The 19,397-nt window shown below is 46.2% G+C and carries 13 protein-coding genes and 1 pseudogene; 3 read left to right on the top strand and 11 right to left on the bottom strand.

Features of this window, described 5'->3' with window-relative positions:
* The 6 genes and pseudogenes from PAT3040_RS01225 to PAT3040_RS01200 all read right to left on the bottom strand — a co-directional run.
* A pseudogene (locus PAT3040_RS01225) lies at positions 1-284 on the bottom strand (hypothetical protein); the annotation flags it as partial.
* Entirely contained in the window at positions 284-1,162 is an 879-nt protein-coding gene (locus PAT3040_RS01220; protein WP_181376381.1) for a carbohydrate ABC transporter permease, read from the bottom strand. The pseudogene PAT3040_RS01225 and the gene PAT3040_RS01220, both read right to left, overlap by 1 nt.
* A 69-nt stretch (positions 1,163-1,231) precedes the next feature.
* Positions 1,232-2,596 (bottom strand): ABC transporter substrate-binding protein, encoded by a 1,365-nt coding sequence (locus tag PAT3040_RS01215; protein WP_181376380.1) that lies wholly within the window; start codon positions 2,594-2,596, stop codon positions 1,232-1,234.
* Positions 2,597-2,727: 131 nt separating this feature from the next.
* Complete coding sequence (locus tag PAT3040_RS01210) at positions 2,728-4,269, bottom strand: response regulator (RefSeq protein WP_108991208.1); 1,542 nt, start codon at positions 4,267-4,269, stop codon at positions 2,728-2,730.
* Entirely contained in the window at positions 4,266-5,981 is a 1,716-nt protein-coding gene (locus PAT3040_RS01205) for a sensor histidine kinase (protein ID WP_181376379.1), read from the bottom strand. Before PAT3040_RS01205 ends, PAT3040_RS01210 begins: the two co-directional genes overlap by 4 nt.
* 190 nt (positions 5,982-6,171) lie before the next feature.
* The gene (locus PAT3040_RS01200) at positions 6,172-9,291 is read right to left on the bottom strand and encodes an apiosidase-like domain-containing protein (RefSeq protein WP_181376378.1); all 3,120 of its coding nucleotides are present in this window, start codon (positions 9,289-9,291) and stop codon (positions 6,172-6,174) included.
* Positions 9,292-9,458: 167 nt separating this feature from the next.
* Between PAT3040_RS01200 and PAT3040_RS01195 the strand changes: the two genes are divergently transcribed.
* Together PAT3040_RS01195 and PAT3040_RS01190 are read left to right on the top strand one after the other, a co-directional pair.
* A complete protein-coding gene (locus tag PAT3040_RS01195) occupies positions 9,459-10,394 on the top strand; it encodes an AraC family transcriptional regulator (protein WP_181376377.1) in 936 nt (311 codons plus the stop codon).
* Between the two features lie 103 nt (positions 10,395-10,497).
* Positions 10,498-11,637: a glycosyltransferase WbsX family protein gene (locus PAT3040_RS01190; RefSeq protein ID WP_108991204.1), complete on the top strand. Its 1,140-nt coding sequence runs from the start codon at positions 10,498-10,500 to the stop codon at positions 11,635-11,637.
* 42 nt (positions 11,638-11,679) lie between these two features.
* Here PAT3040_RS01190 and PAT3040_RS01185 read toward each other — a convergent pair whose 3' ends face one another.
* The 5 genes from PAT3040_RS01185 to PAT3040_RS01165 all read right to left on the bottom strand — a co-directional run bounded on the left by PAT3040_RS01185 (position 11,680) and on the right by PAT3040_RS01165 (position 18,417).
* Positions 11,680-13,245, bottom strand: a complete 1,566-nt coding sequence (locus tag PAT3040_RS01185; RefSeq protein WP_108991203.1) for a response regulator — start codon at positions 13,243-13,245, stop codon at positions 11,680-11,682.
* Positions 13,242-14,909: a sensor histidine kinase gene (locus PAT3040_RS01180; RefSeq protein WP_108991202.1), complete on the bottom strand. Its 1,668-nt coding sequence runs from the start codon at positions 14,907-14,909 to the stop codon at positions 13,242-13,244. The genes PAT3040_RS01185 and PAT3040_RS01180 overlap by 4 nt, the downstream gene beginning before the upstream one ends.
* A gap of 80 nt (positions 14,910-14,989) precedes the next feature.
* The gene (locus tag PAT3040_RS01175; RefSeq protein WP_108991201.1) at positions 14,990-15,877 is read right to left on the bottom strand and encodes a carbohydrate ABC transporter permease; all 888 of its coding nucleotides are present in this window, start codon (positions 15,875-15,877) and stop codon (positions 14,990-14,992) included.
* 16 nt (positions 15,878-15,893) lie between these two features.
* Complete coding sequence (locus PAT3040_RS01170) at positions 15,894-16,829, bottom strand: ABC transporter permease (RefSeq protein WP_258234776.1); 936 nt, start codon at positions 16,827-16,829, stop codon at positions 15,894-15,896.
* 37 nt (positions 16,830-16,866) lie between these two features.
* Positions 16,867-18,417, bottom strand: coding sequence for an ABC transporter substrate-binding protein (locus PAT3040_RS01165; RefSeq protein WP_108991200.1), 1,551 nt, complete (start codon positions 18,415-18,417; stop codon positions 16,867-16,869).
* A 207-nt stretch (positions 18,418-18,624) separates the two neighbouring features.
* On the opposite strand from PAT3040_RS01165, the gene PAT3040_RS01160 reads away from it, so the two are divergent.
* The gene (locus PAT3040_RS01160; RefSeq protein WP_108991199.1) at positions 18,625-19,377 is read left to right on the top strand and encodes a sugar phosphate isomerase/epimerase family protein; all 753 of its coding nucleotides are present in this window, start codon (positions 18,625-18,627) and stop codon (positions 19,375-19,377) included.
* The last annotated feature ends 20 nt before the right edge of the window (positions 19,378-19,397 follow it).

Raw genomic sequence — 19,397 nt, 5'->3', positions numbered from 1 at the left:
CCTGCCATAGAAGAGATAATGACCAACAGTCCGATTGATCCAACGCTAATGACGGACGTATTAAACAGACCTAGCAACACGTTTACTTTTTCAATCGCTTTTTCATAATGGCCCCAATATAAAGAGTCGGGCATTGCTAAAGGTTGATTGATTTGAGCTGGAGATTTAAAACTTGTCAGAATGAGATAAAATATCGGATACAAAAACAGGAAAGCAGCAATGATTAAAATAATCTCCAACGTTATGCCCTTAGGGTTTTTCCGCTTGGCGGAGCGCGTATTCATTATATCTCCACCTCTTTCCGTCGCATGATCTTTAACTGGATCAGCGTAACTATCATTATAAAAATCATCAAGACAATTCCGCCCGAAATGGCATAGCCGTACGTATTTTCCCGGAATGCGGCATTATAAATAGCAAGCGTCAGTGTATAGGAAGCAGAACCAGGACCCCCGCCCGTCATGATGTATGGAATATCGAACATTTTTAAGCCGCCGACGATGGTCATAAAAACGACGATCGTTGTCGCGGGCATAAGCATCGGAAGCGTGACATGTCTAAATCGGTTAAACGCCTTAGCGCCATCCATTTTCGCAGCCTCGTACAAATCCTGGGGGATGGTTTGCAGTCCGGCTAAGTAAATCACCGCGCAGTACCCGAGTCCTTGCCACTGCGTCAATGCGATAATGGTCGGAAATACAGAACGTGTGTCTCCTAGCCAATCGCGCACCCAGCTATGCAGCCCCATACGTTCCAGAAATCCGTTAAGCAAGCCTTCATACTGCAAAATATGGCCCCACACGATAGAGGTAACCACAAGACTTACGACAACCGGTAAATAAAACGCGACTCTGAGCAAAATTTTCGTACGGAAAGAACGGTTCAACAAGATCGCCAACAGTAAGGACAAGGGATTTTGGACAACAATTCCGAAGATGGTGATCAAGATCGTGTTTTTGGCCGCCTGAAGCATTTTGGAGTCTTCAAGCAAAAACGCATAGTTGTCCCAACCAATAAACTTGGCAGGACGAATGGAGTCCCATTCTGTAAACGAATAGTAGATGCTTGAAACAAAAGGGTAAAATACAAATGCCGAAAATAATACCGTTGCCGGAAGAATGAACCAAAAACCAGCCCACCACTCCCGGGTGCTTGCCTTCATCATAACATCACCTGTTTAGTATTCGACCGGCCGCTCGAGGAGGGCCGGTCGAATGGATATGGTCTTCGATTACTCTGCGGGGAGAATGACAGTTCCGATGTCCTTCTCCAATTTTTTCTGGGCTTCCGTCAAATCCTTTACATCAAGTTTGATGCCCGAGGCTACCTTCGTAAAAGTCTCCGTCAGCGAAGTCATAGCCGAAGCAGGCAAATAAGCTTCGTATCCGATACCGGATTCCGTCTCGTCAACAACTTTCAACAAATCGTTTAACGCGGCATTCGGGTATTCGAGCTGCATGCCCTGGATTCCAGGCACGGTTCCGCTACCCACATTAAACGGCCCATAGACCTCTGGACTCGCGATAACAGCTACCAAATCCTTTGCTTGCTGAAGGAGCTTTGTTTTGGCGTTCACCGAGAGCGATTGGTCAATACCTAGCGACAGCTTGGCATACCCTTTTTCTGTTCGGAACGGGAGGTATCCGAGTTCGAATGCCGTATGGCCTTTCGTTTGGAAGTTTTCCTGAGCGGTGCCTGGCATCCAAGGACCTTGAGCGATCATGGCCGCTTTGCCCGAAGTGAACAGATCCGCGGATTGCGGCCAATCAATGCTAAGCGCGTTTTTGTTCAAGTAACCCTTCTCGACCATTTCTTGTAGATGCATCATGACCGCTTGAACTTCCGGTCCGTCCAGTCGTTTCTTGCCTTCGTAAAGATCCTTGCCATACGTTGGACTGCTCTCGTAGCCATGAGGCTGCATCCAGAGATTAAATGTCATGCTTGCCGTCCAAGCGTCTTTAAATCCTGCAGCCACAGGTGTAATTCCTGCCGACTGTATTTTTTCGAAAGCGCTTTCCATTTCCGCCCATGACTTCGGCACTTCGATCCCTAGATCGGCGAAAATATTTTTGTTGTACCAGATTCCGCTCGAGGCGATGCCCATAGGAAGTGCGTATACCGTATCCTTGTACGAATAAGCGCTCTTCGTTCCCGGATTCAGCTTAGCCCCCCATGCCTCTCCGGATAAATCCGACAAATATCCTACTTCTCCGAACACGGCTGTCTTACCTTGGTGGAAAAACACGTCCGGCGCCGTATCCGAGGCCAGCTCCGCCTTCAGCTTATCTGCGTACGCATCCCCGAGTGTAATATCCCATTGGATCGTAGCATTCGGATATTTCTGTTTGTAGGACTTCTCAACATTCGTCTTGAACTCTTGCATGAAGGGCCGATCATCAATAAACCAGGTCCCGATTCGAATCGTAAAGGATTCGTCTTTTCCGCCGCTGGATTCGGGCGTAGCTTTACTCCCCTCAGAAGTAGTACCCGTTGCATTCGCATTTTTGGGTTCGTTCGATTGATTTGCTCCGCATGCCGAAATCAGCGCAACTAGCAATAGGCTTGCCAGTACGAGAAGCGTTCTTTTTCTTTTCATAGATTTGACCTCCATATTGAAGTGATTAGGATTGGCACCGTCCGTCGACTAGCCTCCATATCCATAAGTTTATCGTTTCGAAACAAGAATCGACATATGTCCATTTGTCTTGAACTGTTCTGTATTTTTCCTTACCCTTTATACTCGCTGGGGGTTTTTCCAGTCATTTTTTTAAACAATTGGCTAAAATGGGCTGCATCCTTGAACCCTACGGCATAGGCTACTTCATAATGCTTCATGCTTGTCGTCGACAACTTCTCCTTAGCGATGTTGATACGGTGTTCCCACAATACATCGCTAAAATTCCGTCCAGTTTCTTTCTTTATCAACCTGCTTAAATACGAATAATTGACGAAAAGCTCTTCTGCCAACATTTGCAGCGTGATGTCTTCCATATAACGTCGTTCGATGAAATTCATCGTGGCATCGATATAATGGATGGGCGTATTCTGTCTGACAGCACTAATTTGAGATGCCGTATTTTTTAGAAACGACTCCATAAATGCCATTAAATCCGAAAGGATGGTATAAGACAGTACGTCTTTGCGGACAGCAATCGTTTCCTCCGGACTTGGCTGGATACCAAACGAATGCAGAATTTGGCCCGCTGTCTCCACCATCTCCATGCAGGCTTCCTGGATACGCGTTTTGCTTATGCCTTCCATCATGAACGTTCTGCTCTTGGATCTTAAATAATCGGAGAGTGGCTCCTGTTCTCCTCTGCGCAAGAGATCAGACAGCTCGGAACGATTCATCTCCGACTGCTCTCGTTTCTGCTCCTGCATTAAGAGCATAGCGGAATAAGCAACGATCGAATTCCGTCCTATCAACATCCGGTATTCCAAACATTTCTTGGCTTCTTCACGTCCCCTGCGAAGCTCCGTCACAGATGGCAGCAAATCGCTAATGCCGATCGAAATACTAAAGCCGCATGACTCGCCAATAGCTCCCAGGATCTTCCGGGCTACCTCCATCGCTTCATGTACGGATTGCTCCTTCGTGGCAGAGGGGGACATGAACAAAACTAAATATAGGCCGCTGTGCGCCAGGGCCGACCAGTAAGTATGAGGAAACGATGTCATAACATCGGCGATGAATTCTCGTAAAGTAAGGTTGGTAAACGGTTTACCCAAATCGTCCAGTAAACCTGAATTGTCGATTTCAATAAAAAAGAAAATGACCGGTTGATTCAACGTATTGGGCAAGTCAAGCGATCCGGGCATCTCCCGGTGCGGCATTGTCAAAAGCGATTGGATCCATGCCTCCTGTTGGACCCAATCCGGTCTTCGACGATCCAATCGATGATCTCTGATCCATTGAACTCTATCCACGAGTTCATTTTCATGAAACGGTTTCGTTATAAAATCGACAACGCCTAACTTTACGGCCTGCTTGGCATATTCGTATTCGCCATGTGCCGTCAAAAATATCACTTTCATATCAGGACAGACGTCGAGAATACGACGAGTTAATTCAATGCCGTCCATAGAGGGCATGCGAATGTCCGTGATTAACACATCCGGCCTCTTATCTTTTGCCCTGCATATTGTTTCGTAAGCTTCCCACCCGTCAGCCGCTTGTCCGACAATCGTACAACCAAGACGATTCCAAGCGGGCAAAGAGACAATATAATCCCTAACCGCCTTTTCGTCATCGACGATAAATAGTTTCATGGCGCTGCAATCTCCTTTTCAGTTGGGACATCCGTTGGTTCTTTCATGATGATAGGCATAAGAAGCTTTACGACCATTCCTTGTTCGCCTTGCAGTTTCTCAATGCCATAACGATTCCCAAAATGCAGCCGAATACGGGATTCTATGCCCTTTAAGCCTGATCCCATTCCTTTGGATTCGCGAGGGCGGGGTTGTGCAGAACCGCCGTTGTCCTCAATCTCGATGACGAGGTTGAATTGACTTTCGTAAGCTCTAATGTCGATTCGGCCTTTCCCGCGAATATGGTCGATGCCATGAATGAACGCATTTTCAATAATAGGTTGAAGAATTAATTTCGGAACTTCGACCTGCTTCAAGTGATCGGGCAGGTCGATATGATATTCGAATCGGTTTTCGAATCGATATTGATGAATTTGCATATAGATTTTCGCAAATTTCATTTCGACGTCCAAAGAAACGAAGGCTTCCCCCGGCGAAATGGAAAAACGAATGATGCTGGACAGACTTTTCACGACGTAGGGGATCCGATCGATCTTGTCCTTGGATTTGGCCAAAATACTGACGTATTCCAAGGTGTTGTGCAAAAAATGGGGATTGAAATACGTTCGGATCGCCGCCAACTGGGCCTCCTTCTGCTCGAGTTCCGCTTTATATACTTTCTGGATTAATTCTTTTGTTTCCATTATCATCCGGTTAAAACTATGACAAAGTTGGGCAATCTCATCATGGGAACCGAAATTTTCGATGAGCTGGTAGTTTTCCTTCTGCGCTTTGCGCATGAGATTGCTTAAAGTAGCCAAAGGACTTGTTATTTTTCTCAGTACATAATAGGTAATGACGATTACCGCCACCCAAGATGCGAGCGCTACCACGACCGAGAAAACTGCCAACTTTCGGATGCCAGCACTTGCTTCGGATACAGGAATGCGGCTTACGTACTTAAATCCCGTCGATTTGGATTTTAGTTCCGTCGCGATCGTATCCCCCATAGCTTGCGTGGGAATGAGTTGGCCGATTCTATTTGGATTGTCGGTGGACATCACAATATTACTGGCGTTCGTAATAAAAAACGAACCGCTTTCATAAGAGTCGTATAAAGCAGTAACTTTGATTGGGTCTAACAAGACAACCAAACTACCCAGTACGGTACCAGTTGCTGAATCAACGAGCTGCAAGTTGCAGATGAGCCGACGATTATCGATAAAAAACGCCCACTCCGGAATGCCTTGTTTTTCGAACGGCATAATGACAATTGCATCGTAATACTGAATTCCAGATTCGGCACCCGCAAAATATTGTTTGCCTTGAACGTCAAAAATGTGAATGGAATCGACGAAATCGCCAATGTTTTTGCTCATATTGCCCAACTCAATCCACAGCATTGCTTCCACTCGTTCCGTCAAAGCCGCTCGTTCGGCTGGCGATAGTGGATATTGATCAGGATTCCAAGCGTTGCGTAGCAGCGTGTACACGAACAAATTGTCACCGATGTCAGAAGCTTCGTTAGCAAACGCCTTAAAAACGCCATCGATTTTATCCGATGTTTCGGACATGGTTTGTTTAAATGATTGATCAACATTATGTTCAAGAATTCCTTTCGACGTTACATAGAAGGTTGCACTCACAATGATCAGAGGAACTAGCGTTAATAGAGAGTAGATTAAAATCATTTTGTAATGTAATTTCGATCGGATGAAACGAACGATTTTCACTTGCGAACCTCTCCTTGTCATTGATTGGCATCGAATTCGTGTCCATATCCAATCTCTATTCTCACGGAAGGCACTGTTGTCAGTCAATGATGCGTTGAACTTGTTCGGATTGTATTTGATAACGGCAAGAGCTCCTTTCCGTTATATCCGGAAGGAGCCCGATCCTCATGTCTTCGTTCAAGCGCAACCCTCAGTAGATTGCAATTTCGTATACAATAGGTTGCATGGTTCCGGAGGTAAAGTAGAGTCGCGCTTGGCTTCCGGTTACTGCGGGGAAAGTTACGGTCCTTGGCGTGTTTACATCACCAATCGTCGTTCCCGTGTATGCCGTTGCCCATGCAGAACCGTTCCAATATTCAACTCTGTAGCCTGTCGTGCGGTTTCCGTACTCGGTTATTACCGCCTTGCTGAAGGTAACCGATTGACCGAAGTCAACCGAAAGCCATTGCCCCGAAAAAAGATTGTTGGCAGCCTGCCAGTTTGTTAAAGATGAACCGTCAAACGCCTTATCGGCGGATTGATTATCGTCGTACCGCGAAGAGCTGGTGTAATTGGACACTGGTTTATTTAATGCATGATTTCGATTTAAGAGTTCAAACTCGTAAATGATGGGTTGAAAACCAGTACCGCTAATAAAAAACAGTCGTGCTTTACTTGCGGTTACGCTTGGAAAAGTTACAGTCAAAGGAGAACCATAATCGCCAATGGTTGTTCCCGTATAAGCCGTAGACCACCCGGAACCGTTCCAGTATTCGACGCGGAATCCCGTTGTACGATTTCCATATTCGCTAATTACGGCGGAGTTAAATGTTACATTGCTGCCAAAGTCGACTTGCAGCCATTCATTTGCATATTTGCCCGATGCTGCCTGCCAGTTGGAAGCAGTACCATCGAACGCCTTTGCGGCAGTTTGACTCGCATCGTATTGGGAGGAACTGCTGTAAGTCCGGTTAAAAGCAACATTTTGCGTCAACAGCTTATAATATTCAATCGATTGAGGACTAGTTGTCATTCCTGATTTAACAGCTATAGCTTTTATAACGATCGTTTCGGGTGAAGGAGACGTAATTAGCAAAGGAGCTGTGTAAACAGGACTTGCCGTCGTCGGAGTCGTCCCATCGGTAGTGTAATGAATGGTTGCGCCACTAGTCGTCGTAGTCATCGCCACGCCCAACATGGAGTCATACGTTCCTCCCCCGGTGCTCATAATTGGAGGACTCACCCTATTTGTTATTTTGGTAACCCATAATGTCCAATCCTCCGTAGAGGGCTGGGAGGGAATACTCCACTGCCCCGATGCGTTCGGCAGAAAATTTGGGGATATCATCGTATATTTTCCGGTACGTGGATTTAACCATCTTGCCATATAGGTATCCGAAACATTCAGTCCATTCAAAATTCCGCTATATGTCGTTGTCGTTGACGGATAATAAGCAACAATCGATGATCGATCCGGGTTTGTTTTCACTGCCGGGCTTTGTGTTCCCGAAGGAGCTCCACTCCAGGAGATAACAGAATGATTGGGCTCCAGCGTCCACCAATTCGCGGCTTCAAAGAAGTCTTTCATATAGCGCATTTGTTCTCCGGCAGGCTTATCTATGGCGTTGTACCAAGGAGTCGGAGTTCCTCCCCAAACTTGCCAAGTGTCATGACTATCCCAAGTGGCTTGCCATAAGCCTTCAGCACCATATGAGAACCCGGCACTGCCAGCCATATTCGCATTCCATGCTGTTTCCCTCGTATAATAAGAAGGTATGCCGTTGATATTCTCATAATTGGCTTCGCCTTCAATGACAACCTTGGTCGGCGTTTCATTGTAATGATTCAACCAGTAGCTTTTGTCCAGTAATGCGCCATGACCTCCCTGCAGAAAATCGAAATGATAAGCATCGTCATTTCGAAACGCTATCGTATTCGTGTAATCATTGTGAAGAGTATTGGCCCGTTTGTATGCATCTATAGCGTAGGTATAATCGAGTACATTCTTCCAGCTGGCCGCACTCCCCTGACCATATTCCCCGCCGCCTGTCCACACCGTTGGATAAGCGCCATACCTGGCTACAATATACCTGGCCATTCTTTTGTAATCCGCTTCGTTACCGCTCTCCAACAACCTTCCCCAGTCGATGCCCAATGCAACGACGAGCCCTTTTTCGACCGCATATTGAATGCGAAGATCGCTGTTTTGCCAGAACCCGGGATTTAGGTCAGACGCGAATCCACTCCAATTCATTAGAGAATTCGCAGCATTAAATACCTTGAATTCCCGAATGGAAGGAGTGCTGCCTCCTGTTGCTCCCGTTATCGTAATCCTGACGTACCTAACCGCAGCCGATACAGGATCGGAGAAGGTATCGCCCGAAACTCCCGATGTGCGGTCTACCAAAGTTGTATAAGATACATTATCGGTCGAACCTTCAATTTTGTATCTCCAAGTGTCATTCTCTCCAAATAAGGTTTCGACTTTACTAAGTGCCGTATTTGTTTTTAGATCCATAGAAAACCATTGAGGATAAACATTCGAAGCAGCCTTCCACATTGTCCCTTCTCGATTGTCCAGAGCTTTGGTTGGGTGAGCCACATAACTATCGTAAGTGGTGCTAGAGGTAATAAAACTCGAAGCATCAGCATCATACCGCTCGTAATTCCAAACATGACCGCCCTCATTGTAGGTTCCGGTTGCATCCACATCACCTTGCTCGAAAGCGAAAAAGTTCATCTGATAAACCGAAAATCCTTGTTTGACACGCTTATCCACCATACCTTTATACTGTGACGACCATCTCGAATCGTTAGATGACCCCCATCTCTCCCGATAAGAAAGTCCCATCCAATGAGTATCCGCCAACCAATAGAAAGGCGTTCCATCGTTGTAGGTTAAGTAGCGGTTCGAAGGATCCGCTTTTACGAATCCATGTTTATAAATATTCAGGGATCCCGAATAAGGTTGACTCATTACGGTTCCGGTTTGTCCATGCAACCCCGTATCCGTCGGATCCGAAGCAGCCGTTGTATACGACCAGGTGCCTGTAGCGGTAGGAGCAAACCGAAACTTCCATGTATTCCCGCCATCCCAAAACCCCGGTATTGTCAAGGCTATACCTCCGGGCCCAGTAAATGTGGCACTGATTTCTACATCCATAAAAGGATTCGAATAGCTCTTCGAACTATGCAAAGCGATGTCTACTGCTTTCCATATTTCCGTGCTATACGCTGCATGAACGTTCTGAACCGAAAATGATAACTGACCTACAGCAAGTGAAGTAAACATGACAAGAAATGCAATTACTAACGATACTCGTCTTTTCATTGATCTTTTCCCCTCCCTGGTAAGCGGTTTCATATATAGAGTAAGGGAACTGCTCTATCATTCACATGTTTGTATTTTGCATTACCTATTCTATATTTTAGAGGATGGACGGACTCTCTGCTCCTATGATACTATTTAGCCAACAATGGGGGGCGAGGAGGATTCATATGGAGCGAAATGCGACGTCGGTGCGAACGATCAGCCTGCTAGAACTGGCGCCCTATGTTCGCTTGGTGCAGCACATCCAAAGCAACGACAGCTACCGCCTTCCTCCGCGCATCATCTACGATTACGAGTTGAAGTTTGTCGTAGCAGGCAGCTGCGAGTACACGATCGACCAAAAGCTTTATAAAGCTGGACCGGGAGATATGATATTCCTCTCTCCCATGGTCAGGCATTCATGCATCGTTCCCAAGGACAATAGGTTTCACTACTACGCAGTCCATTTCGATCTTCTCTATATGGGAGAAGCATTCGATTTTTCTGTCGAGGATGTCTACCTCAACTGGAATTACCTGCAAGAAGCTTTTATACCCGTTGAGCCCGAGCTAACGGATCGCCCAATCGTCCGTCTATCCGATATCGAGCTGCCGTACGTTTTTTCAATCTCCGATCGTCATGGTTGCGAATCGTTGCTGCGCTCGATGTATGCTGCTTTTGCGGAAAGAGAATTCGGAGCGGAACTTCTGCTTAGAGGCGAATTGCTTAACTTGCTCGCGCTGATCGTCCGTGAACTGACTGCGACGGGTGGCAAAAGTCTATATCATCCCCGCAGCGAACGGGTCGGACAAGCCATCCGGTGGATGGAGACCCATTATCGGTCACCGATACAACTTCATGACATCGCATCATCCGTTCATCTGTCCCCGAGCCGCTTTCGCGAGCTGTTTAAGGAAGAAACGGGCAAGTCGCCTATCGAGATGCTTGTTGCTATCCGGATGAAACGGGCAAAAGATCTGCTTCTTCATTCTTCGCTGTCGGTAGGGCAAATTGCCGAAGAGGTCGGTTACCCCGACATTCATTATTTCAGCCGATTGTTCAAGCGCGTTGAAGGCTTGTCGCCACTCCATTACGCCCAATCCCTCCGTTCCAAATTCCGGTGAATATTGCAACAAAGCCGTCGATTTGTCCAAATACGCTCACTCCCCCTTTCGTTACACTTAAAGTGCGTACTAGAACTAGAATTCAAAGGACGAAGGTGGATGCATGAGCAGCAAATACGAAGTCGCCGTCTATTACTTTCCGAATTATCATGTCGATCCGCGCAACGAAGCCGTTCATGGCGAAGGCTGGACAGAATGGGATCTTGTCCGCCGGGCGACACCTCGCTTCCCAGGTCATGAGCAACCCAAGGTGCCGCTGTGGGGATATCTGGATGAGTCCAAGCCCGAGACTGCAGAGAAGCAGATCGCCCATGCAGCGGATTATGGGATCGACACCTTTATTTACGATTGGTATTGGTACGAGGACGGTCCATTTCTAAATCGGGCACTGGAGGAAGGATTCCTTAAAGCGAGCAACAACGATCGGCTCAAATTCTCCCTCATGTGGGCTAACCACGATTGGATTAACATCTTTCCATACAAACGGGGAATGGACCATACCCTGCTGCACAGTGGCCAGGTGTCGCTGTCAGCGTTCGAAGCAGCCTGCGACTATATGATTGAACGTTACTTCTGCCACCCCTCTTACTGGCGAGTAAATGGAGGCTTGTATTTCTCCGTATACGAGTTAATGAGCCTGATCCAGAGCCTCGGCGGTCTCTCTCAGACAAAGGAGGCGCTGGCTGCCTTTCGAGACAAAGTGCGGGCGGCGGGTCTTGGAGAGTTGCATCTAAACGCGGTCGTCTGGGGCATTCAGAACTTGCCTGGCGAACGAACACTGGAGAATCCCGGTGAACGCGTGCGAGACCTGGGCTTCGATAGCGTCACTTCCTATGTATGGGTTCATAATGTACCTATGGACACTTATCCAACGGTAGATTATCCGGCTTATGCCAAACTAGCCGAAGACGGTTGGGAGAACTATCGCCAGGATTTCGGCAAGTACGGACTGCCTTATTTCCCTAACGTATCGATGGGCTGGGATAGCAGTCCTCGTACCGTTCAATCGGATATCCACGCCAATATTGGCTACCCATTTACACCCATTTTGGTCGATAATACACCCGAGCAATTTCGCAAGTCGCTCGCCGCAGTAAAGGAGTTCCTAGACCGCAGCGGAACCCTCCCGCCAATCGTTACGATCAACTCTTGGAACGAATGGACCGAGGGTAGTTACATTGAGCCGGACACCGTACACGGCCTAGGTTACCTCGAAGCTATTCGCTCCGTGTTCGGAGGATAAATCCCACTGCCCGTAGAGAGTAACGGATTGGATGTAAATCCGTTACTCCTGTTCCTTCCGTTGCCGATATTCCAACGGCGCTAGGCCGCAATATTTTTTAAATACTTGCGAGAAGTAGGAGAAGTTGGAGTAGCCCACTTTGGATGCGATGAGATTGACCGGAATGTTCGTATTCGTCAATAGCGACTTGGCGATTTCCGTCTTCTTCATCGTAATATAATCATTAAGCGCTATCCCCTTTACTTTCTTAAACAACCGCGACAAGTACTCTGGATTCATGTAAATCGCTTCGGCAATTTCCGCACGGCTGCAGCTCTTCTCAATATTTTGATCAATGTAGGCTATAACTCGCTCAATTGGATCCGGGACAAGGTTCGCATCCGTGGTATGCTCTTCCACATAGTCCAATACAAAATTGACCAGATCCAGCATTTTACTAAGCGACGTGTAGGCCTGAATGTACTCGGAGTAAGGGTAACGATTAAAGAAAACTTCGCTCGCATCCAGCTTCATCTGTTTGGCGACGGCAAAAAAAAGCTGAATGAAATCCTGATGGAAGCGCGCAAGAAATTCGGCGTGAATCCTGCCTTTCCCTTTCTGCTGCTCCATGTAATTATGAATTTCGCTGCGCACCTTCCGGCTGCCGCCATTGGCTATGAGCATCACCCATTCCTGCATATCCGGCACTCCGTATGAGCCTTCCTTAAGGTAGTTCATATTTTGTCTCGTAAATACTTTACTGTACAAAGCAACATTGTGCTGACGCATCTGACAGAGCGTCTGATAATGCTGCTTAAGCATGTCGGCCAGCCCAATATCCGAGAAATAGCAAATGATCGAGCAGGAATGTTTCTTTTGAACATTCACGATCAAATGTTTAAGCAAGCTTTCAACTGGAGCGTCGAACGAACCTTCCGTATATAGAATGGCCATGTAATTCGCATCATCCAACTGAGCGAACAATACCTTTAAGTTATACGGCTCCATCAACTGAACCACTTCGCGCTTCAACTCGTCTTTGCCTGCCTGCTCGCTCGGTTTTGCATATTGAATGAGCACCGACCGAAAAGAGGTTTGGGCAGTAAGGCGTATGTTCAGATTGTTTAAGTCGCGCTGGAGCTGCTGATAGGAGTGGCCTGAGTTAAGCAGAAAGCTGCGAAGATAATTCTCCAGTAAAAAAGGCTCGTTTTCCCGCCAATATGCTCCATATTCATAAAGCTCCCGCCGCTCTGAGTTCGCCTCGATTTGCAGAATTGCGCGTTCGATCGACGCTTGCACGTCTTCGTAGCTGGCCGGCTGAACAATGTAGTCAAAGCTGCCAAGCTGAATGGCTTCTTTGGCGTACTCGAATTCGGAATGGGCAGAAAGAAAAATACACTGCAAGTCCGGATCATCTTCTTTCACCCGCTTGAACAATTCCAACCCATTCTCCCTTGGCATCTCGATGTCGCAGAGCAGTACTTGTATCTCCTTTTCCTGGAGCAGCCTCCTCGCTTCATCCGCGCTATAGGCGTGATAGACATAAGTAATGCCAAGCTTCTGCCAATCCACGCCTGTCAAGACGCCTTGCACAACATCATATTGGTCATCTACGACTAGTACATTCATTCTGTCCCGTCCTCCCGTTGCAGTCTGGACCTAAGCGGCAAAATCATTTCGGCTGCTGCTCCGTTTTCCGTATTAAAGAAAATCAGCCATGCCTTGTCACCATACAGCAAAGATATACGATGACGCAGATTACTGATTCCAACATGAACATCGGTATAGATCGTGGAATCGCCTTCATTCAGCTCTTCCAGAATCGAATCGTCAAATCCATCTCCGTTGTCTTGAATCGTAATGTCTACATAGTTGCCTTCATCCGTTTCCAGTATAACGGCTTTCACATGAATATGCAGTTGCTCTTCCGGTCTCGTTGCGTATTTCACGCTATTCTCTACGAAAGTTTGAATAGACAGCGGAGGCAAGGAAAAATCCATCAAAGCCGTATCGACCTGCCATTCGCACACAGGCGGAATGTGATGAGCGATATGCTGAATACGGATATAGTTTTGTACATGCTCCTTCTCTTGAGCAAGAGATACCAGCTGCAAATTATCTTTAAAGTTGTAGCGCAAGTGATTGGATATGGCTAAAATCATTTGCTGCATCCGCCCGAAGCTTTGCTGCTGCGCCATACCGTATAAGCTTTTTAAGCAGTTGAGATAGAAATGAGGGCGAATCTGAAGCTGCAAATGCTGCATTTCTGCCTTCTGCCGCCTTATTTCCTCCTCATACGCCGAAATTTTTAATTGCTGAATTTCATTCGACATATGCGTAAAGGCAGCATCTACCTGCTTGAATTCTTCAATCCGATATTCCTCGCGCCGCTCGGGATCAGAACCCTTTCCAATACGATTAACCAGCCGCAGCCACGGCAGCAATAAAGATCGGTTCAACATGACAAGGCGAATAAAGACGAGTACAACCACAACCAGCGACAAGGAGAATAGAATGGCGAACCCGCCCTTAAATGCATTAGGTTTGGGAACGGCAAACATCAATTGAATTTCACTGTTCTCGATCGGGGCGCTGACGATCACATAATCGTCATTGTTCCAGGGATCTTCTTCTTCCACAAACTGCCGATTTGTCAGGGCAACTTGATCCTTTGTCGCGTGGATGACTTCGACACCGTCATGCACCAGATCCGTTGAATAGATGCGCCCAAGATCCACCATGACGGCTGCATAAGTCCCTTCCTTGCCGAGCAGTCTGAACAAATAGTTTTTACCTTGAACTTCATAGGCTAACCAGCCTTTATAATAAAAGTTATCACTGGTTTGGGTCAACGCATGCATCTGCTCCCGGATCGCTTCTTTTAATGAATAAGGATAATCGGATGCAAAAATATCGCGATAGGTTTGACTGACATCGCTGTATGCAAAAAATGCGTCTGCCATCTTGTAGGTACTGAGCGCCGATTTAAACTGAATTATCAATTCATGTGCCGCCACATGGGCTTGAATTTTATCGGTAGGATGACTAAATAAGCGAAAGGTATGATCCATCATCGTCACATGAGTTAATAGCGTGTCCAGCGCATTCAGATCAATCTGCATATTCCGCGCGTATAACGCGAGCGACTGTTGATTGGATTCTACAAATTTGGCGTTAAACGTGTAGTAAGAGTAGAAATTATAGACCGACAGTAAGCCAATCAATGGAAGCGTAATCAACAATAAGTTGCGCAACACATTCATTTGGAATGATGCACTGACCCTTTTTTTCATGAAGTGATCTCCTAGCTGCTCAAATTATAGCAAGAGGCCACCATGGGGAAGATTCTCCACGGCGGCCTTTTAGTCTAACGTCAACCTTTGACTGCTCCGACTGTAATTCCTTTGACAAAATATTTCTGAAAAAATGGATATACAATCAAAATAGGAACAGCTCCTACTACCGCAATTGCCATCTTAATCCCGACGCTTGGCATGGTCGCCGCAATTTCTCCGGCGTTCCCGCCAGCTCCGCCGCTGGCAAGGAATTGAACATCCTGAAGCATCGTATTAAGCATATTTTGAATACTGAACAGACTCGAATCCGTCAGATAATAAAAACCATTCCGCCAATCATTCCAATAGCCCAGCCCTATTAACAAAGATAATGTAGCGACCATAGGCACCGACATCGGCAGTACCACGCGAGCCAAAATTCGCAACTCTCCCGCACCGTCGATTCGCCCTGCCTCAATAACTTCTTCCGGGATGCTGGTCATAAAATACGTACGCATCATTATGACATAAAAGGCATTCAGTAGCAATGCAGGGACGATGAGCGCCCAAATCGTATTATCGATATTCAAATACCGGGTCCACATAATGTACGTAGGTACAAGCCCGCCGTTAAACAGCATGGTAAAAAAGACCAGAAACGCAAAGGTGTTGCGATGCGGCAAATCTCTTCTCGACAATGGATAGGAGAGCAGCACCGTAAGCATCATGCTAATCAACGTACCTGATACCGTGACGACGATCGTTATGACGTAAGCTCGCGCAATGGTTTCTATCTTCTTAAATATATAGGCATAACTATCCAAACCTAGTTTAGCCGGGAATAAAGAATATCCGTTACGAATGAGCGTGCTCTCATCTGTAAATGAGGAAACAACAAGCAGTACAAACGGAAATAAACAAAAGATGGTCAATGCTAGCATAATGATGTTTGCAAAAACCTGAAAACCTTTTCCATTCTCAACCATGTCGATTCTCCTTTACTTAGAATAGAGCATTCTCTTTGCTAAACCTGGTTACGAGCCGGTTCGCAATATAGACAAGCGTAAAACCTACGAGGGACTGATATACGCCTGCCGCAGAGGACATTCCCACATCGTTGAGCTTAATCAGACCGCGGTATACATACGTGTCAATGGTATTCGTTACATCATATAGCGGGCCCGAATCCATTGGCACTTGATAGAACAAACCGAAGTCGGAGTAGAAAATGGTACCGACCTGCAACAGGACGAGCGTAATGACTGTCGGCTTAAGCGCGGGTAACGTAATGTTCACAATCTGTTGCCACCGGTTCGCTCCGTCAATAACCGCCGCTTCATAGTAGCCCCTGTCAATACCAACCAACGTTGCATAGTAGATAATACAGCTATAACCAAACACTTTCCAGATATGCACAATAGTCAAAATAAAAGGCCAATATTTAGGTTCGGTGTACCAGGTTAAACCGTCCAAACCTAACGGCTCCAAAATGCTGTTGTTCACAAATCCGGATTCTGAACTGAGCATAGCGAACACCAAGTAGCTGACAATAACCATAGAGATCAAATACGGTAGCAGAATGACCGTCTGGTAACTCTTTTTCCAAAACTTCGATCGAATTTCATTCAGCAGGATGGCAACTCCAATGGAAATGACCGTCCCCAAAACAATAAACAGTACATTATAACCAAGCGTATTGCGAGTAATCACCCAGGCTTCTTTCGTTTTAAACAGGTATTCAAAATTGCTTAGTCCTGCAAACGGACTGCCCAGAATGCCCGAGTTCCAGTTGATGTGCTTGAATGCAATGATGATTCCGGCCATAGGCACGTAGTTGTTGATCAGCAAGTAAAGCAGACCCGGAACCATCATTACATACAGGGGTACAAACCGTTTATATTTGTGCTTCCGTTTATTCGTCCCAAGCGCAGCGTTCATTGATGTTCACCTTCCTCATTACCGCAAGACGACCGAATTACTTGTTCTGAGCTGCAGCCCACTTATCCAGTTGAGCTTGCTTCTCTGCAACAATATCCTTGATCCCCGCAGATTCTAATTCCTTCAAGAACACTGGCAATGCTTTCTCAGGGTCTAGCATGCCTGTCATTAATGCATCGTGGTATTTCGCCACAACATTAGAACTTGCCGTCATTTGATTACGTACTTTGCTTGAGTCGAATGTAAAGCCATATGCTGCGGATACAGCGGCTGTGTTGTTGAAATTCGTTTGTTCTTCCCAATAGTTAGCCGCATTGCCTGCCCATACATGACCAATCGTTTGGTTCGGCCACAACCAGCCGCCGCTCGGTCTGTAACCTGTAGTCGTAGCATCCATGCCTTCCGGATAATCAATGATCGATTGACCATTTGATGCCTCGCCAATCGCAACGTAGTGCTTGTCCTTAATACCATTGATCAGCAGATTCGACAATTCTGGATCCGAGTACATCAAGTTCAACAGCTTCATGGCTGCTTCCGGATGTTTAGATCCGTTGCTGATTGCCCAAGTAGCCATTTGCACATCCGATGTTGTTTTGTATGCTGGTATAATTTCCGACACAACAATTTCAGTTCCATAGTTTCTTGTTTCCTGTACATCAAATCCAGGCTTCAAGTTCATGAATCCTCCGAATGCGCTACCTGCTTTCATCATCGTGCCTACATTTTCCGTATTGTTGATCGCATCTTTCATGATGAGACCGTTGTTGTACCACTTGTGCATACGAGTAATAAATTCTTTATAAAATTCGGTTTCGTACAGATTGACCACATTTAATTCCTTGCCGTAATCCATCAATACGCCAAGGTTCGTCATGTCATCACCTAGCGTATCCCAGCCCCAGTTACGTACGAGCTCGCCGTTGGAAGGAACAACAGGGATGACGTCCGGCTCATTAGCGCGGATGATCATTAACGCTTCTTCCAATTGATCCAGTGTCTTGATATTGGCATAATCGATGTTGTACTTGTCCGCCAAGTCTTTTCTCATTTCAAAGCCATAGGCTTTGGCCAAATCACGACCCGTTGTAATGCCGTAGATGTCTTCGCCGATGCGGCCCGCTTCAATATACTCCTCGCCAATCGCTTCCACCATCTCTTGACCGTACTTGTCGATCAGCTTGGTCAGCGGGATGATTTGTCCGTTGTTCGCCATCGTTGCCAGCGGAGTCATGTAGATCGGCAACAGGTCAACACCTTTGCCGGAGGACAGCATCATCGTCGTCTGCTGCACATAGTTGCCATAAGAGATAAAGGTTAGTTCAACTTCAACATTTAATTTCTCTCTAGTTATTTTGTTGACTTCCTCCACAACTAAATCTTTGTCTTCCTTGTCGTTCGACATCATGACGACATTAAGCTTAACAAGCTCTTTTTCTCGCAAATCATTTCCTTCTTGTGCAGCGCCGTTCGTTGCATTTTGTCCTTGTTCTCCGTTCGTGCTATTGTTGTTATTCGAGTTTCCGCAAGCTGCAATCAAACTCATGGTCAAAACAAGGAGAAGAACATTTGAAAGTAAACGTTTCATTAAAAAGACACCCCTCTTAGTTATAGAATGAAATTAGTTTAGCAGATTAAAGTGTTTTATCTCTGTCAAAATTATGTCCTATATAATCAAAATAATGACTTGTTAGTCAATGAGACCGCTAAAACAACCTAGTAGTCGCTATAATGGGATAAGTTTCATTGAAACATATACGGTTCATCAACTAATAAAAGCGAGGGGTAATTAGCTATGACCCATTTAAAGGTAGCCTTACAACTGTTCACGCTGCGCGATTACGATAAGGGAGATTTTGCAGAAAAATTAAAAAAAGTCCGCGAGGCCGGCTATGACGGCGTAGAGTTCGCAGGTTACGACGATATTCCTGCGGAAGAGATGAAGGCGATATTGGATCGTCTGCAGCTTACTTCCATGGGAAGCCATATACGAATCGAAGAATTGCTAAACAATCTCGATGAAGTCATTGCTTACAACCAGACGATCGGTTCCTCCTACATTGTCATTCCTTATTATGAGATGACATCCGAGGAGCATGTGCAGACTTTGATCGGTATTGTCAAGGAAATAGCCCCCAAGATTAAAGCTGCGGGCATGGATTTGCTATACCACAACCATTATCATGAGTTCATTAACGACTTCGGCGACAAGCCTATCCTGGAGACTTTAAAGGAAGCAACGACCGAAGATGAGTTGAACTTCGAGATTGACATGTTTTGGACTACACATGCTGGCCGCAAGCCGGTTGAAGTGATGGAACAATTCGGTTCGCGCTGCAAGACCGTCCATCTAAAGGATATGGTAAGCAGGGAAGGCAAAGAAATGACCGAGCTCGGAACAGGCATTCTGGATCTGAGCGGCATTCTTGCAAAAGCTCAAGCCTCGAACTATAAATGGGTCGTTGTAGAGCAGGATCGAATGACAATCGACGGATATGTCAGTATCAAACAGTCGCTGGATCATGTAAGGTCGTTGCTCTTGAACTAAAATCGAGCGGGGCCGGCCCA

The sequence above is a fragment of the Paenibacillus agaridevorans genome (genome assembly GCF_003112455.1).
Taxonomy (GTDB): Bacteria; Bacillota; Bacilli; order Paenibacillales; family Paenibacillaceae; genus Pristimantibacillus; species Pristimantibacillus agaridevorans.
The sequence above is the reverse complement of the archived record's forward strand: the minus strand, read 5'-3'. Positions and strand labels throughout refer to the sequence as shown.

Excerpts from the sequence above, each read along its gene's own strand:
- PAT3040_RS01215 (WP_181376380.1), bottom strand. The coding sequence starts at position 2,596 with ATGAAAAGAAAAAGAACGCTTCTCGTACTGGCAAGCCTATTGCTAGTT.
- PAT3040_RS01220 (WP_181376381.1), bottom strand. The coding sequence starts at position 1,162 with ATGAAGGCAAGCACCCGGGAGTGGTGGGCTGGTTTTTGGTTCATTCTT.
- PAT3040_RS01200 (WP_181376378.1), bottom strand. The coding sequence starts at position 9,291 with ATGAAAAGACGAGTATCGTTAGTAATTGCATTTCTTGTCATGTTTACT.
- PAT3040_RS01190 (WP_108991204.1), top strand. The coding sequence starts at position 10,498 with ATGAGCAGCAAATACGAAGTCGCCGTCTATTACTTTCCGAATTATCAT.
- PAT3040_RS01175 (WP_108991201.1), bottom strand. The coding sequence starts at position 15,877 with ATGGTTGAGAATGGAAAAGGTTTTCAGGTTTTTGCAAACATCATTATG.
- PAT3040_RS01185 (WP_108991203.1), bottom strand. The coding sequence starts at position 13,245 with ATGAATGTACTAGTCGTAGATGACCAATATGATGTTGTGCAAGGCGTC.
- PAT3040_RS01170 (WP_258234776.1), bottom strand. The coding sequence starts at position 16,829 with ATGAACGCTGCGCTTGGGACGAATAAACGGAAGCACAAATATAAACGG.
- PAT3040_RS01160 (WP_108991199.1), top strand. The coding sequence starts at position 18,625 with ATGACCCATTTAAAGGTAGCCTTACAACTGTTCACGCTGCGCGATTAC.
- PAT3040_RS01180 (WP_108991202.1), bottom strand. The coding sequence starts at position 14,909 with ATGAAAAAAAGGGTCAGTGCATCATTCCAAATGAATGTGTTGCGCAAC.
- PAT3040_RS01165 (WP_108991200.1), bottom strand. The coding sequence starts at position 18,417 with ATGAAACGTTTACTTTCAAATGTTCTTCTCCTTGTTTTGACCATGAGT.
- PAT3040_RS01195 (WP_181376377.1), top strand. The coding sequence starts at position 9,459 with ATGGAGCGAAATGCGACGTCGGTGCGAACGATCAGCCTGCTAGAACTG.
- PAT3040_RS01210 (WP_108991208.1), bottom strand. The coding sequence starts at position 4,269 with ATGAAACTATTTATCGTCGATGACGAAAAGGCGGTTAGGGATTATATT.